At 47.8% G+C, this 16,320-nt stretch carries 13 protein-coding genes and 1 rRNA gene; 9 read left to right on the top strand and 5 right to left on the bottom strand.

The features are described 5' to 3' along the window. Nucleotides 1–32: 32 nt before the first annotated feature. The 5 genes from mnmE to rpmH form a co-directional block, all read right to left on the bottom strand. The gene (mnmE, locus tag CYJ37_RS05760) at nucleotides 33–1,418 is read right to left on the bottom strand and encodes a tRNA uridine-5-carboxymethylaminomethyl(34) synthesis GTPase MnmE (protein WP_101548483.1); all 1,386 of its coding nucleotides are present in this window, start codon (nucleotides 1,416–1,418) and stop codon (nucleotides 33–35) included. A gap of 466 nt (nucleotides 1,419–1,884) precedes the next feature. Continuing rightward, on the bottom strand, nucleotides 1,885–2,505 hold the full coding sequence (jag, locus tag CYJ37_RS05755) for an RNA-binding cell elongation regulator Jag/EloR (protein WP_009796309.1): 621 nt from the start codon (nucleotides 2,503–2,505) through the stop codon (nucleotides 1,885–1,887). Next, entirely contained in the window at nucleotides 2,502–3,278 is a 777-nt protein-coding gene (gene spoIIIJ / locus CYJ37_RS05750) for a YidC family membrane integrase SpoIIIJ (protein ID WP_022544633.1), read from the bottom strand. The genes jag and spoIIIJ overlap by 4 nt, the downstream gene beginning before the upstream one ends. A gap of 200 nt (nucleotides 3,279–3,478) precedes the next feature. After that, entirely contained in the window at nucleotides 3,479–3,853 is a 375-nt protein-coding gene (rnpA, locus tag CYJ37_RS05745) for a ribonuclease P protein component (protein ID WP_009796312.1), read from the bottom strand. A gap of 194 nt (nucleotides 3,854–4,047) precedes the next feature. Further along, nucleotides 4,048–4,182 (bottom strand): 50S ribosomal protein L34, encoded by a 135-nt coding sequence (gene rpmH / locus CYJ37_RS05740; protein ID WP_009796313.1) that lies wholly within the window; start codon nucleotides 4,180–4,182, stop codon nucleotides 4,048–4,050. Between the two features lie 694 nt (nucleotides 4,183–4,876). On the opposite strand from rpmH, the gene dnaA reads away from it, so the two are divergent. From dnaA to CYJ37_RS05695, 9 genes are all read left to right on the top strand, one after another. Continuing rightward, on the top strand, nucleotides 4,877–6,223 hold the full coding sequence (dnaA, locus tag CYJ37_RS05735; RefSeq protein WP_022543190.1) for a chromosomal replication initiator protein DnaA: 1,347 nt from the start codon (nucleotides 4,877–4,879) through the stop codon (nucleotides 6,221–6,223). Nucleotides 6,224–6,406: 183 nt separating this feature from the next. Then, nucleotides 6,407–7,543: a DNA polymerase III subunit beta gene (dnaN, locus tag CYJ37_RS05730; RefSeq protein ID WP_101548481.1), complete on the top strand. Its 1,137-nt coding sequence runs from the start codon at nucleotides 6,407–6,409 to the stop codon at nucleotides 7,541–7,543. Between the two features lie 278 nt (nucleotides 7,544–7,821). Then, complete coding sequence (gene yaaA / locus CYJ37_RS05725; RefSeq protein WP_009791670.1) at nucleotides 7,822–8,034, top strand: S4 domain-containing protein YaaA; 213 nt, start codon at nucleotides 7,822–7,824, stop codon at nucleotides 8,032–8,034. A gap of 25 nt (nucleotides 8,035–8,059) precedes the next feature. After that, entirely contained in the window at nucleotides 8,060–9,178 is a 1,119-nt protein-coding gene (gene recF, locus CYJ37_RS05720) for a DNA replication/repair protein RecF (protein WP_101548480.1), read from the top strand. A gap of 9 nt (nucleotides 9,179–9,187) precedes the next feature. Further along, complete coding sequence (gene remB, locus CYJ37_RS05715; RefSeq protein WP_009791668.1) at nucleotides 9,188–9,433, top strand: extracellular matrix regulator RemB; 246 nt, start codon at nucleotides 9,188–9,190, stop codon at nucleotides 9,431–9,433. Between the two features lie 114 nt (nucleotides 9,434–9,547). Then, on the top strand, nucleotides 9,548–11,470 hold the full coding sequence (gene gyrB, locus CYJ37_RS05710; RefSeq protein ID WP_101548478.1) for a DNA topoisomerase (ATP-hydrolyzing) subunit B: 1,923 nt from the start codon (nucleotides 9,548–9,550) through the stop codon (nucleotides 11,468–11,470). A 228-nt stretch (nucleotides 11,471–11,698) separates the two neighbouring features. Beyond that, the gene (gene gyrA, locus CYJ37_RS05705) at nucleotides 11,699–14,242 is read left to right on the top strand and encodes a DNA gyrase subunit A (RefSeq protein ID WP_101548476.1); all 2,544 of its coding nucleotides are present in this window, start codon (nucleotides 11,699–11,701) and stop codon (nucleotides 14,240–14,242) included. Between the two features lie 90 nt (nucleotides 14,243–14,332). After that, nucleotides 14,333–15,421 (top strand): HD-GYP domain-containing protein, encoded by a 1,089-nt coding sequence (locus CYJ37_RS05700; protein WP_308302644.1) that lies wholly within the window; start codon nucleotides 14,333–14,335, stop codon nucleotides 15,419–15,421. A 322-nt stretch (nucleotides 15,422–15,743) separates the two neighbouring features. Next, a 16S ribosomal RNA gene (locus CYJ37_RS05695) occupies nucleotides 15,744–16,320 on the top strand; the annotation flags it as partial.

The raw sequence follows: 16,320 nt of genomic DNA, 5'->3' as shown, positions 1-16,320 counted from the left end.
CTTCTTTCCAGGCTGTTTTCCCGCCTGCCGGATTATTTCCCAAGGCAAAATTGGGAGAAAAGCTGATCGATCAAGCTGTCATGGACACTTTCTCCGATAATCTCGCCCAAAAGCTCCCAAGTTCTAGTCAAATCTATCTGAATAATATCAATTGGCGTTCCAAAATCTACTCCGTTCAGTGCTTCCTCAATGCTGTTCAGGGCCTGGTTGAGCAAAGCGATATGGCGGGTATTGGACACATAAGTCATATCGCCCGCTTCAATGCTGCCGGCGAAGAACAGCGAAGAAATGCTTTCCTCCAGTTCATCGACGCCCTGGTCCTCAAGGAGGGAGGTCGTCACAAGCCTATGCCCGGCCGCAAGCTCGCGCACACGCTCCATATCGATTTGCTGCGGAAGATCGGTTTTATTGACGATGACGATAACATCCATGTCCTCTACCACTTTGAAGAGATTTTCATCTTCCTGCGACAGCTCATCTGAATAGTTGACGACCAGCAGAATCAGATCGGCCTCCTTCAGCACCTGTCGCGATCTTTCCACACCGATCCGCTCGACAATATCCTCTGTCTCCCGGATGCCGGCAGTATCAAGGAGCCTCAAAGGAACTCCCCTGACGTTTACATACTCTTCTATTACATCACGGGTTGTACCCGGTATATCCGTTACAATCGCCTTGTTTTCATGCACAAGGCTGTTGAGCAGGGACGATTTCCCGACATTCGGCCTCCCGACAATCACTGTCGACAGTCCTTCACGGAGAATTTTCCCCTGCTCTGAAGTCTTCAAGAGCTTCTCAATCTCTCCTTTAACGAAGCCGGCCTTCTCGAGCAGAAGCTGATGGGTCATTTCTTCGACATCATCATACTCCGGATAGTCGATATTGACCTCGATATGGGCCAATGTTTCAAGGATCTCCTGCCGCAGCCTTTTTACCAGCTTGGAAAGTCGCCCTTCCATCTGGCCAAGCGCCACATTCATCGCCCGGTCTGTTTTGGCCCGGATCAGATCCATCACCGCTTCTGCCTGGGAAAGGTCGATCCGTCCGTTCAGGAACGCCCTCTTTGTGAATTCACCAGGCTCGGCGAGGCGGGCACCATGATTCAGCACGAGCTGCAGCACCCGGTTGACTGACACAATCCCGCCATGGCAGTTAATCTCAACCACATCTTCCTTTGTGAAGGTTTTTGGCCCCTTCATCACCGATACCATGACTTCCTCTGCCACCTGGCCGGTTTTCGGATCGATGATATGGCCGTAATGGATCGTATGGGAAGCGGCATCACTTATGCGTTTTCCTCCAACTCCCCTGTATAGCTTGTCTGCAATGGAGAATGCCTCATCACCGCTCAGCCGGACAATGGCGATTGCGCCTTCCCCCATCGGAGTGGATATCGCTGCAATTGTATCTAGCTCCACCCTGCTGCCACCTCATTTCCTGTTTTCTATCTATATAATTAAAACGAATATTTTAAGCCCCAAATAACTAGAATAGCACAAGAGCCTTTGATTAAAAAGATTATTTGCTCAAGCCTGTCCCGCTTATCCACAAGCTTCCCGATTCTCTATACATTATTATGCTCTATTTTAACTTATCCACATGTGAATAACAATAAAACCAGACGCAAATATCGCCGTACATGTTATCCACAGCATAAATGGCTGAAGAGGCTGCCACATCATTGCCTGATATTCAGGAATGGGTTATGACTCGGTGTTCCGGCCGCTGGACAGAAAAGCTGAAGCAGCCGTTCCTCTATTAAAGAACCTCTGACCCCGCACAAGAAATATATGCATTCTACTTCGGAATCATTGACCGCATTCCTTTGCCAATCATTTTTTTTCCATAAAAAAAGCCCTATCCAGTCGGATAAGGCTCCATCGGCTATTTCACCGGTGATATGACAATATGGCGGTTGGGATCGGCTCCGCTTGAGTACGTTTTAACTTTCCGCGTACCGGCCAGTGCCGCATGAATGATTTTTCTTTCGTAGGAAGGCATCGGTTCAAGCGCCACATCCTTGCCGGTTTTGACTGCCTTTTGGGCAAGCCGCTGGGCAAGCTGAATGAGCGTATCATTCCGGCGCTTCCGGTAGTCCTCGGCATCAAGGACCACATTCAGATAAGAATCGGAAGACTTATTGACGACAAGCTGGGTCAGATACTGGAGCGAGTTCAGGGTCTGGCCCCTTTTTCCGATGAAAAGGGCAATTTTTTCGCCGGACAGGATAAGCTCTGCCTCTTTCCCTTCCCTGCGCACTTCCACTTCAACGGGTGCCCCCATTTTCTCGCCGATATTTTTTAAAAATTGGACGGCTTCTTCAATCGGATCCGGCTTAAGAACTGCCCTTACAACGGCAGGCCTGGAACCGAAAATCCCGAAAAAACCTTTTTTTCCTTCTTCAACAATGCTGATTTCCGTGCGGTCTCTTGTTGTCTGCAATTGAGCTAAAGCGGATTCTACTGCTGCTTCGACGGATTGTCCTGTAGCAGTCACTTCTTTCACTTCTTTGCTCCTCCCGCATTTCCGGCAGCTGCTTTTTTCAGATCCGGACCTTTGATGAAATATGTCTGGACAATCATAAAGATGTTACCGACAACCCAGTATAATGACAGGGCTGCAGGGAAATTGATCGCAAATACGATGATCATGACCGGCATGATCCAGAGCATCATGGCCATCTGCGGATTCTGGTTGGCAGTCCCCGCCATCATGATCTTCTGCTGGATGAAAGTCGTTGCGCCGGCAATCAGCGGCAGCAGGTAAATCGGATCCGGAGAACCGAGATCAAACCAAAGGAAGTCATGGTTCGCAATTTCGCGTGTGCGTGAAATGGCATGATAGAAACCGATCAGGATCGGCATCTGAACGATGAGCGGGAAACAGCCTGCCAGCGGGTTGACGCCATGCTGCTGGAAAAGAGCCATGGTTTCCTGCTGCAGCTTTTGCTGTGTCTTCTGGTCTTTACTGCTGTATTTCTCTCTCAGCTTCTGCATTTCAGGCTGGAGGGCCTGCATGGCCTTCGAGCTTTTTGTCTGCTTGATCATCAGCGGCAGAATCAAAAGGCGGATGATCAGGGTCACCACGATGATGGCAAGCCCATAGCTGCCCCCGAGCGTTTCAGCTACTTTTACGATGAACATAGAAAGCGGGTAAACAATATACTCATTCCAAAAGCCTTCACTTTCAGAGGTAATCGGCTTATTGACTTCAGTACATCCCGTCAAAAGAGCCATTAGGAAAATCAATCCGAATACAAGAAATATTCGCTTCTTCAACGTTTATCCTCCCTTGCTGCTTTTCATATTTATTATAAGAAAAACCAGGTGCAACTCCCGGCCTTGGGCGGCAGATCCAAACCCTGGCTGCCTGTATGCTTCTTTTCTATAGGCCTGTCCGTCCCGGCTGCAGGACAATATAGGCGCTACGGTGATATTCTACCATTTTTCAGGCGCAAGCGCTTTAAAATTCATGAACTTTATTCAGGCTTTTGCCGGTCCCGATGGTGCCCGGGCCCCCGAAGGACCTTGCCGACTTTCAGGACGTGGGAGAGACTGTTTTTGATCTCATGGAATCCCATATCGGCCACAGGCTTCCTGGCGATGATGACATAGTCATACTCATTATGTATGGAAGCATCCAGCTCATGAAATGCCTGGCGGACATATCTTTTGATTTGGTTCCGGACCACTGCATTGCCGATCTTTTTGCTGACGGAAAGGCCGATGCGGAAGTGCTCCTGCCCCGTTTTCTTCAATGCATATATAACAAATTGACGGTTAGCAAATGACTTTCCTTTTTTAAAGGCTTCCTGAAATTCTTTATTCTTTTTGACTCTGAACTCTTTTTTCATGCCATTTACTCCTCAATCTTAGAAAGCTCTGTCATTCATCCTTTAAGGAAAAGAGCGGGCAGGCAGCCTATCGGCAGCCTGCCGCAATCCAAAAAGGATCCCTTTACCTTTATAACCACAACCGGCCCCTTCTATAAGAAGCCGGATCCATTATCTTTTCAAAAAGGAAAAAAGACCACTGACGTTTCAGTGGCCTAAGCAGATAATACTTTTCTTCCCTTTTGACGGCGGCGCGCTAAAACCTTGCGTCCGTTTGCACTGCTCATACGAGAGCGGAAACCATGAACTTTGCTTCTTTTTCTTTTGTTCGGTTGGAACGTTCTTTTCATTATATTACACCTCCCTGAGGATAACAGTAAAAGACAGTCTTATTGATTATACAAAGATACCCGAATAATTGTCAACTCTTCATTCCGTTTTCCATGATCGAAAAAGCCTTCCGGCATCATTTATATCATTAAGTCTGCATATCGTCTGTTTGATTGTCCGTCCAGAAGATCCGGACGTCCATTTTGCTACCTTTGAAATTTTACCTTTTTTCCGACTGAATGTCACGACCCTTTTTTAAATTAGCTGCTGTTAAATTTTCCTGCTTCCTGCTTTTAACGGCTTTTGTGGATAAATTTTCGACAAGATTTTCACTATCCACAGGGGATATGACAAGTTTTTAACAGACTAACTGCTTGTGGACAATTAATATGCACAGGAATCCGGCTTTGTGGATAAAGCATTAAAAACCATTGCATGGCTTACTATTATTTGATATTATAGTTGTGTTTTCACACTTAATAAATATTGTGCATAACTTCCTTATCCACAGATTGTGGATAACATGTGGACAGGTTATTCAGAGGCTTTGATGAACTTTGTCCACAATCCGGGGAAAATGTCGAAATCCCGAATTGTTTCCTTATTATATATTTATCCACACAAACAGTTTCGTATATAGATCCATAAGGGTTGTACAACTTGTATAACCCATCGTTCTGCTGGACGAAACTAACAGAAAAGGAGGGATACCTGTTGGAAAACATTGCGGATCTTTGGAATAATGCTCTGGCCAATATCGAAAAAAAAATCAGCAAGCCAAGCTTTGACACATGGCTGAAATCGACCAAGGCACATTCTCTCCAGGGAGACCTGCTCATCATCACGGCACCGAATGAGTTTGCGCGCGATTGGCTGGAAGAACGCTATTCGCAGCTGATTTCCGGAATTCTCTACGATATAACGGGAGAGGAACTGGGGGTTAAATTCATTATTCCGCAGAACCAGGGCGAAGAAGAGGTTGATCTTCCGGTCCCGCCGAAAAAAGGGAAAAAGGATGATGACCAGCCTGAACTTCCCTTGAATATGCTCAATCCCAAATACACCTTTGATACCTTTGTCATCGGCTCCGGCAACCGCTTTGCCCACGCCGCTTCACTGGCAGTAGCCGAAGCGCCTGCCAAAGCTTATAACCCGCTGTTCATCTACGGGGGAGTCGGACTTGGAAAAACCCACCTTATGCATGCGATCGGCCATTATGTACAAGATCATAATCCAGCTGCTAAAGTGGTTTATTTGTCTTCCGAGAAATTTACGAATGAGTTCATCAACAGCATCCGCGACAACAAAGCTGTCGATTTCCGCAATAAATATCGAAATGTCGATGTTCTCTTAATTGACGATATTCAGTTCCTGGCCGGAAAAGAACAGACCCAGGAAGAATTTTTCCATACATTCAATACACTTCATGAAGAAAGCAAGCAGATTGTCATTTCCAGTGACCGGCCTCCAAAAGAGATTCCGACACTTGAAGACCGTCTCCGCTCCCGGTTTGAATGGGGGCTCATCACGGATATCACACCGCCGGACCTGGAAACAAGGATTGCGATCCTGCGAAAGAAAGCAAAAGCTGAAGGGCTTGATATCCCGAACGAAGTCATGCTATATATTGCCAATCAGATCGATTCAAATATCCGGGAACTCGAAGGTGCACTTATACGCGTAGTAGCTTATTCTTCTTTAATCAATAAGGATATCAACGCCGATCTGGCAGCAGAAGCATTGAGGGACATCATCCCAAGCTCCAAGCCGAAGGTCATCACAATTCATGAGATCCAGAAAACGGTCGGGGAGCATTACAGTGTAAAACTTGAGGATTTCAAGGCAAAGAAGAGGACAAAGTCTGTTGCTTTCCCGCGGCAGATTGCGATGTACCTCTCCAGGGAGCTGACTGATTTCTCTCTCCCTAAAATTGGCGAGGAATTCGGCGGGCGCGACCATACAACCGTGATTCATGCCCATGAGAAGATTTCAAAGCTTCTCCAGACAGATCCGCAGCTCCAGAAGCAGCTGAAGGAATTGAATGAGCTGTTGAAAGTTTAGAAGAAATGTGAATAACTTTTTATACTTTGCACACAGTCTGTCCACATGTGGATAGGCTGTGTTTCCTTTCAAAAATAGAGTTATCCACATACTAACAGGCCCTACTAGTACTATTACTATCTTTTAAAACAAAATATATATATATTCAGCCAGTAAAAAAATATGCCAATCCGGAGGATAAAAATGAAATTTCAAATTCAGCGCGATTCATTAGTCCAAAGTGTCCAGGATGTCATGAAAGCCGTGACAAGCAGAACGACGATCCCGATCCTAACAGGAATAAAAATTGTCGCCTCAGAGGAAGGGGTTACCTTAACAGGGAGCGACTCCGATATATCCATTGAATCTTTCATCCCGAAAGAATCCGATGGCAATGAAATTGTAGAAATCTCAAGAACCGGCTCCATCGTACTGCAGGCAAAGTTTTTCAGTGAAATCGTAAAAAAGCTGCCGACAGACAAAGTCGAGATTGACGTGCAAAACCACCTGCAGACCGTAATCCGCTCGGGCAAATCTGAATTTAACCTGAACGGCCTGGATGCTGAAGAGTATCCGCATCTGCCGCAGCTGTCTGAAGAGAAGATCTTCCGCATCCCAACCGACCTCTTGAAGGCGATGGTCCGCCAGACAGTCTTTGCAGTGTCCACCTCAGAAACACGCCCTATCTTGACAGGTGTAAACTGGAAGGTGGAGGATGCCGAGCTGACCTGTATTGCAACAGACAGCCACAGGCTTGCGCTAAGGAAAGCGAAGGTCGAAACAGAAGCAAACGAATCCTACAATGTAGTCATTCCAGGCAAAAGCCTGAGCGAGCTGAGCAAGATCCTCGATGACAATAATGACCTGATCGATATCGTTATTACAGAAAATCAGGTGCTCTTCAAAGCTGAAAATCTTTTATTCTTCTCAAGGCTGCTTGAAGGGAACTATCCTGACACTACAAGACTGATCCCGAACGAAAGCAAAACGGAGATTGGCGTGCAGACGAAGGAATTCCTGCAGGCGATCGACCGTGCTTCCCTGCTGGCAAGGGAAGGGAGAAACAATGTCGTGAAATTCTCTACCATCGAGGATGGTGTGGTTGAAATATCCTCCAACACGCCGGAGATCGGGAAAGTAGTGGAAGAAGTGCAAAGCCAGTTCGTAGAGGGAGAAGATTTGAAGATTTCCTTCAGTGCGAAATATATGATGGATGCCTTGAAGGCCCTCGAAGGAACTGAAATCAAGGTCAGCTTCACAGGAGCGATGAGGCCGTTCGTCATCCGCCCGATGAATGATGAATCAATCCTCCAGCTGATCCTGCCGGTAAGAACCTATTAAAGCCGGCGCTTCCTGCATAGCACCCGCGAAAAAACTGCCTTGACGGCGGTTTTTTTGCTTTGGCAGAGAATCGGGCACCAGTAACTGGCACATAAAAATTTCCTCTTTTCTTTGTAAATGGTGCGATTTTTTAGTAAAATAAAGTATTGGGAAAGAATCGGACAGACTGTAATTCTTCCCTTCAGAACTCTCCGGAACTCTATGTCCGGGATCACGCTTTAAAATAATTTCCGGACGTCTTTTAGGAGCATGGCTGGAAAAATGAAAGAGTGGATCAAATGACGGATATCCAAATTTCAACGGAATATATCACGCTGGGCCAGTTCCTCCAGGTGGCCGATCTTATCCAGACCGGCGGAATGGCGAAATGGTTCCTGGGTGAATATGAAGTGTTTGTTAATGATGAACAGGATCAAAGGCGGGGAAGGAAGCTCCGTTCCGGCGACAAGGTGGAAATACCGGGCATCGGCGCCTTCCGGGTTACAGAGTAGCAGATGCTAAAAGGATGTATGGCCTATGTTTATTGAGCAGTTGCTCTTAAGGAATTACCGGAACTATGAATCGCTCGAGGTTCAGTTTGAAGATAAAGTGAATGTCATAATCGGCCAGAATGCCCAGGGCAAGACGAATGTCATGGAGTCCATCTATGTGCTGGCAATGGCGAAGTCCCACCGGACATCAAATGATAAAGAACTTATACGGTGGGATGAGGATTATGCTAAAATAGAAGGAAGGGTCCGCAAAAATCATGGACCTTTGCCGATGCAGCTCGTCATTTCCAAAAAAGGGAAAAAGGCGAAGTGCAATCATATTGAGCAGCAGAGATTGAGCCAATATGTCGGCAATATGAATGTAGTGATGTTTGCCCCTGAGGATCTCCACCTTGTCAAAGGGAGCCCCCAGGTCAGACGCCGCTTTATTGATATGGAAATCGGCCAGGTATCGCCGGTTTATTTGCACGATGTCGGCCAATACAATAAAATCCTCCAGCAGCGGAACCACTATCTGAAGCTTTTGCAGACAAGGAAGCAGACCGATCAGGCGATGCTGGAAATTCTGACGGAGCAGTTCATTGAGATGGCAGCACGGATCGTGGCAAAGCGCTTCGAATTCCTTAAGCTCCTCCAAAAATGGGCAATGCCGATCCATGAAGGCATATCCAGGGGCCTTGAGACCCTGAAGATTGAGTATAAGCCGTCTGCCGATGTATCAGATGGCATGGAATTGTCGAAAATGATAGAGGTATACCAGGAAAAATTTGAAAAAGTCAGAGGCCGTGAAATCGACCGGGGAGTCACCATGTTTGGCCCACACCGGGATGATCTTGCTTTTTATGTAAACGGCAGGGATGTTCAGACATTCGGCTCCCAGGGCCAGCAGCGGACGACCGCCCTTTCTCTGAAATTGGCGGAGATCGAGCTGATCCACTCTGAAATCGGCGAGTACCCTATTCTTCTGCTTGATGATGTACTGTCAGAGCTGGATGATTACAGGCAGTCCCATCTGCTGAACACGATTCAGGGTAAGGTGCAGACCTTTGTGACGACAACAAGCGTCGATGGGATCGACCATCAGACCCTGAAAGAGGCAGCTGCATTCGAGGTGGAGGCAGGTACGCTGAAAAAAATCCAGTGAGGTGATCGTGTGTACGTCCATATAGGAGAAGACATTCTTGTCAGAACAAGGGATATTATCGCCATCATTGACAAACAAAGCGTCAGCTCATCCAAATACATTGAAGAGTTCCTTCAGCAGCACGACCAGGTCGTCAACCTCTCCAAAGGATCCTTCAAGTCTATCGTAGTCACTGGCGATAAAGTCTATTATTCCCCCCTAGCCTCCGGAACATTGAAGAAACGCTCTTATAAATTGACTGTTCAGGAATTTTAAAAATATCAACTTGGAAGCGGGGCACTGTGCCTGGCAGCTATTTCAGGTTTTCTTATAAATTTTTCACTGTAAAGCGAGTAATGCAAATGGAAAGTGTAGGTGATCGATGTGTCAATGGAGGAAAAGGCTATTCAGGAGCAATCGTATGATGAGAATCAGATACAGGTTCTGGAAGGGCTCGAAGCAGTCCGGAAGCGTCCGGGGATGTATATCGGTTCAACAAGCAGCAAAGGGTTGCACCATCTAGTCTGGGAAATCGTTGATAACAGTATAGATGAAGCCCTGGCCGGATATTGTTCAGAAATCAATGTCATCATTGAAAAAGATAACAGCATCACGGTAGTGGATGACGGGCGCGGAATTCCGGTCGGCATCCATGAGAAGATGGGCCGCCCGGCAGTCGAGGTCATCATGACCGTCCTGCACGCCGGCGGTAAATTCGGCGGCGGCGGATACAAAGTTTCCGGCGGTCTGCACGGTGTTGGTGCCTCTGTCGTAAATGCCCTGTCAACAGAGCTTGAGGTATTTGTCCGCCGTGACGGCAAGCTCCACTATCAGAAGTTCGAACGCGGTGTCCCTGCTGCCGATCTGAAAGTCATCGGGGAAGCAGAAGAAACCGGGACAACAATCCACTTCAAGCCGGATGGCGAAATCTTCACCGAAACGCTTGAATATGAATTTGAGATACTGGCAAACCGGATCCGGGAGCTGGCCTTCCTGAACCGCGGACTGAAAATCACGATTGAAGACAAGCGCGCAGAAAATAAGAAGAGCGAGTACTTCTATGAGGGCGGCATCAAGTCCTATGTTGAACATCTCAACAGGACAAAGGAAGTCCTCCATGAAGAGCCGATCTATATTGAAGGCGAAAAGGAAGGCATCACAGTCGAGGTTGCCATCCAGTATAATGACGGCTTTACGGGCAATATTTATTCTTATGCCAACAACATCCACACATACGAAGGCGGAACCCACGAGTCAGGCTTCAAGACGGCCCTGACCAGGGTGATCAATGATTATGCCAGGAAAAATGGCATCTTCAAAGACAGCGACGCCAATCTGTCCGGCGAGGATGTCCGTGAAGGGCTTACCGCCATCGTCTCGATCAAGCATCCGGATCCCCAGTTCGAGGGACAGACAAAAACGAAGCTTGGCAACTCTGAAGTAAGGACGGTCACTGACACGTTCTTCTCAGACCATTTTGAAAAATTCCTGATGGAAAACCCGCAGGTTGCCCGGAAGGTTGTAGAAAAAGGGCTGATGGCTGCAAGGGCGAGGCTTGCTGCGAAAAAAGCCCGCGAGCTGACGAGAAGAAAGAGTGCACTGGAGGTATCAAGCCTGCCGGGTAAATTGGCAGACTGCTCTTCAAAGGACCCTTCCATCAGTGAACTGTATATCGTTGAGGGTGACTCTGCCGGCGGTTCCGCCAAGCAGGGCCGTGACCGCCACTTCCAGGCCATCCTTCCTTTGAGAGGGAAAATCCTCAATGTTGAAAAAGCCCGTCTGGACAAGATCCTCTCCAATAACGAGGTCCGGGCCATCATAACGGCTGCCGGTACAGGAATTGGCGATGACTTTGAAATTTCCAAGGCACGCTATCATAAAATTGTCATCATGACCGATGCAGACGTCGACGGTGCCCATATCCGCACACTGCTGCTGACGTTCTTCTACCGCTATATGAGGCAGATCATCGAAGCAGGCTATATCTATATTGCCCAGCCGCCGCTCTATAAGGTGCAGCAGGGCAAGCGGGTGGAATATGCCTATAATGACAAACAGCTTGATCAGATCTTCGAAGAGCTTCCGAAAGCTCCGAAACCGAATATCCAGCGATACAAAGGTCTTGGGGAAATGAATCCTGAGCAGCTGTGGGAAACAACCATGGACCCGGGCACAAGGACGCTCCTTCAGGTCAGCCTTGAAGATGCGATAGAAGCCGATGAAACATTTGAAATCCTTATGGGCGACAAAGTTGAACCGCGCAGGCAGTTCATCGAGGACAACGCGGTTTACGTTAAAAACCTCGACATCTAGTTTTCAGTACAGGATAGAATGACGCCCTCTATCCTGCTTTTTATATACTGGCTCTTTTTCCGGCAGATTATGATATATGCCGGGGAGTCCTTTTTTCCAAAGATGCAGCCCAGTCCTCCTTCGGGATCTGCGGCCGCATATGAACTTCGATAAAAGTTATGGCACCAGGCGCCGTCGGCTCTATTGAGCTGAAACGCCTTGCGATGTTCCTATAAGGAGGTACCTTCTATGGCTGAGACGCCTAGTTCCCGTGTAACAGAAATAAATATAAGCCAGGAAATGAGGTCTTCGTTTCTTGACTATGCCATGAGTGTAATTGTCTCAAGGGCGCTGCCGGATGTCCGCGATGGATTGAAGCCGGTGCACCGCCGTATTTTATACGCGATGCACGACCTTGGCATGCACTCAGACAAGCCTTATAAAAAATCTGCCAGGATCGTCGGCGATGTTATAGGTAAATACCATCCGCACGGCGACTCTGCCGTATACGAAACAATGGTCCGGATGGCGCAGGACTTCAACTACCGCTATATGCTCGTCGATGGACACGGCAACTTCGGTTCAGTCGATGGCGATGCTGCAGCGGCAATGCGTTATACAGAATCCCGGATGTCCAAGATTTCCATGGAGCTTCTACGTGACATCAATAAAGATACGATCGATTATCAGGATAACTATGACGGCGAAGAAAGAGAGCCGGTTGTGCTTCCTGCCAGGTTCCCTAACCTGCTTGTGAACGGAACCACCGGGATTGCCGTAGGAATGGCAACCAACATCCCTCCGCATCAGCTCGGGGAAATTATTGACGGCGTACTGGCATTAAGCCAGGAGCCTGATATCACCATCCAGGAGCTGATGGAAATCATCCCGGGCCCCGACTTCCCTACAGCAGGTATGATCCTTGGCCGCAGCGGGATCCGCAAGGCTTACGAAACAGGCCGCGGTTCCATCACGCTTCGGGCAAAGGTGGATATCGAGACGAAATCGAACGGCAAAGAGACAATCATCGTCCATGAAATTCCTTATCAGGTCAATAAAGCAAGGCTCATCGAAAAAATCGCCGAGCTTGTCCGCGACAAAAAGGTCGACGGCATCACTGACTTAAGGGATGAGTCCGACCGGAACGGGATGAGGATTGTCATTGAGGTCAGGAAGGATGCAAATGCAAGTGTCATCCTTAACAATTTATATAAGCTGACTGCCCTCCAGACGAGCTTCGGCATCAATATGCTCGCACTTGTCGACGGCCAGCCGAAGGTTTTGAACCTGAAGCAATGCCTGAAATATTATCTGGACCACCAGCAGGTAGTCATCCGCCGCAGGACGGAATTTGAGCTGAGAAAAGCCCAGGCAAGGGCTCATATCCTTGAAGGCCTGCGCATCGCGCTTGACCATCTGGATGAAGTCATCAGCCTGATCCGCAGCTCTCAGACAACTGAGATTGCCAGAGAAGGGCTCATGACTCAATTCGAATTGTCCGATAAGCAGGCACAGGCCATTCTCGATATGCGGCTTCAGCGCCTGACAGGCCTGGAGCGCGAGAAGATCGAAGATGAGTATCAAAGCCTTGTTAAATTGATTGCCGAGCTTGAGGCAATCCTTGCAGACGAGGAAAAGGTGCTTGAAATCATCCGCGAAGAGCTTACAGAAATCAAAGAGCGCTTTAATGATGAGCGCCGCACTGAAATCGTATCCGGCGGTATCGAACAGATAGAGGACGAAGACCTGATCCCGCGTGAAAACATTGTCATCACACTCACGCATAACGGATATGTCAAGCGCCTGCCTGTATCGACCTACCGGGCCCAAAAGCGTGGAGGCCGCGGAATCCAGGGCATGGGAACCAATGAGGATGATTTTGTGGAGCACCTGATCACAACATCCACCCATAATACCCTCCTTTTCTTCACGAACAAAGGGAAGGTATACCGTGCCAAAGGATACGAGATTCCTGAATTCAGCCGTACGGCCAAAGGAATCCCGATCATCAACCTGCTTGGCATCAATAAAGATGAGTGGGTAAATGCCGTAATTCCGGTTGAAGAGTTTGTGGATGAATGGTTCCTGTTCTTCACAACGAAAGAAGGGATCTCCAAGCGTTCCCCGCTTACGTCATTCGGCAATATCCGCAACAACGGCCTGATCGCATTGAACCTGCGTGAAGGAGATGAACTGATTTCCGTCCGCCTCACAGATGGCAGCAAGGAAATCATCATCGGCACGAAAAACGGCCAGCTGATCCGTTTCCCTGAAACGGATGTCAGATCAATGGGCCGTACCGCCACAGGCGTCAAAGGAATCTCCCTGGACAGCGATGATGAAGTGGTTGGAATGGAAGTGCTCGAGGAAAACTCAGAGATCCTCATGGTCACAAAGAAAGGCTATGGAAAAAGGACCCCTGAGATGGAATACCGTGTCCAGGGCAGAGGCGGAAAAGGAATCAAGACAGGCAATATCACGGATAAGAACGGAACAATAGTGGCTGTCAAAGTGGTCACAGGCGAAGAAGACATCATGCTGATCACAACAGGCGGCGTGCTCATCCGCATGGCAGTCGGAGATATATCTACGATGGGCCGGAACACACAAGGTGTAAGGCTGATCCGCATCAATGACAATGAAGGCGAATATGTCGCAACAGTCGCCAAGGTCGAAAAAGAAGAAGAAAAGCTTGAAGAGGCCCTGGCTGAAGAAGAAAATCTGGAATCTGAAACTCCTGCAGAAAATGCAGAAGAAACTGCAGAAGCTCCATCCGAAGATGAAACTGAATAAGCAAGAATTGAGGGGAACACAAATTTTGTGTTCCTCTTTTTTGGCAAAATAAAGTAAAATAGTAAAAAAGACTTAATTGGGGTGCAGCTTGTGCGTGTAAATCTAAATGACCTGCAAGAAGGATGCATACTGGCTGAGGATATCTTCAGCCTGACAAACCGTCCGATCATCAAAAAGAAAACAGTCCTGACAGCAGAATTGCTTGAAGTAATGAAGGCATTTTTCATCGATGATGCCGCAGTGGAGAAGACTCTCTCTGATGGCATGCCGTTTCAGCCTTATGGAATGGGGGCGGATGAGGAAAAGGACAGCAGCCCATCGAGCCATATGAACACCTCTCTCAAGGGTGCTGACTTGTTCCTAAGGTCTGTTCAGGGCTTTAAAAAGGAATTCACTGCCTGGCAGTCAGGCATGCAAATAGACATTTCGAAAATTCGAAGCATCCTGATTCCGCTTATTGAAGCTACGGAAGCCAATCCGGCAGAGCTGTTTTCGCTTTATCACTTTTCCACCAAAGCCGACTACCTTTATCAGCATCCGATTGCTGTGGGACTTTTAAGTGCTTTTATCGGAAAAAAACTCAACTACAGCAAGGGGGACATTGTCCAGATTGCACTGGCCGGCTGCCTTGCTGACTGCGGGATGGCAAAAATAAGCCCTGCTATCATCAATAAAAGGACTTCATTGACCCAAAGCGAATTCAATGAAATCAAAAATCACTGTGCTTACAGCTATAAGATGATCCAAAACCTGCCGCTCTTAAGGGAGAGCACCAAGGTTGCCGTCTTCCAGCATCATGAACGGCTGGATGGCAGCGGATATCCATTCGGGGAATCAGATAAAATTCACCCGATTGCCAAAATCATCGCAGTTGCCGACACCTTTCATGCCATGACCTCTGAAAGGCAGTACCGCCTCAAGCGTTCACCCTTTAAAGTGCTTGAAATGATGATGCAGGATGATTTCGGGAAATATGACCTCCAGGCCATCCATGCATTGGGATCAGGACTCATCACCTTCTCTATCGGAAGCAGGGTCAGGCTTTCAGATGGAAGAAGAGCTGAAATACTCTTTATTGAAGAACAGCATCCGACGCGGCCGATGATTAAAATCATTGCAACGGATGAAATCCTCCGCCTGGAAAGCAGCAGACATCTATATATTGAGGAAATTTTATAGCAGCCGGCATATGCCGGCTTTTGTTTTTAGATAGAAAATGAACGGCTGAACTGAAAAAGATAAAAAGGGTCCCGGGAAATTAAGATTAATAGAAATCAAAAAAGTCCTTGTAAAGGACCTGATATCCTGCTATAATCAATCAAGTCAGCAAATCACGTTTGATGGCATGCTGAAAAACACTTTAAAAAAGTGTTGACGGCAACTGATTAAAATGTTATTATAGTTAAGTCGCTTCAGGGCGATAGAGATTGTTCTTTGAAAACTGAACGAACAAAAACGTCAACGTTAATCTTGATTTTTTATCAGAGCTAAATCTTACTCTTATATGGAGAGTTTGATCCTGGCTCAGGACGAACGCTGGCGGCGTGCCTAATACATGCAAGTCGAGCGGACGGATGGGAGCTTGCTCCCTGAAGTCAGCGGCGGACGGGTGAGTAACACGTGGGCAACCTGCCTGTAAGACTGGGATAACTTCGGGAAACCGGAGCTAATACCGGATAATGCATAACCTCTCATGAGGCTATGCTGAAAGATGGTTTCGGCTATCACTTACAGATGGGCCCGCGGCGCATTAGCTAGTTGGTGAGGTAACGGCTCACCAAGGCAACGATGCGTAGCCGACCTGAGAGGGTGATCGGCCACACTGGGACTGAGACACGGCCCAGACTCCTACGGGAGGCAGCAGTAGGGAATCTTCCGCAATGGACGAAAGTCTGACGGAGCAACGCCGCGTGAGTGATGAAGATTTTCGGATCGTAAAACTCTGTTGTTAGGGAAGAACAAGTGCCGGAGTAACTGCCGGCGCCTTGACGGTACCTAACCAGAAAGCCACGGCTAACTACGTGCCAGCAGCCGCGGTAATACGTAGGTGGCAAGCGTTGTCCGGAATTATTGGGCGT

Origin of the sequence: Bacillus sp. UMB0728 (genome assembly GCF_002858875.1) — a bacterium.
GTDB classification, from domain to species: domain Bacteria; phylum Bacillota; class Bacilli; order Bacillales; family Cytobacillaceae; genus Bacillus_AB; species Bacillus_AB infantis.
The sequence above is the reverse complement of the archived record's forward strand: the minus strand, read 5'-3'. Positions and strand labels throughout refer to the sequence as shown.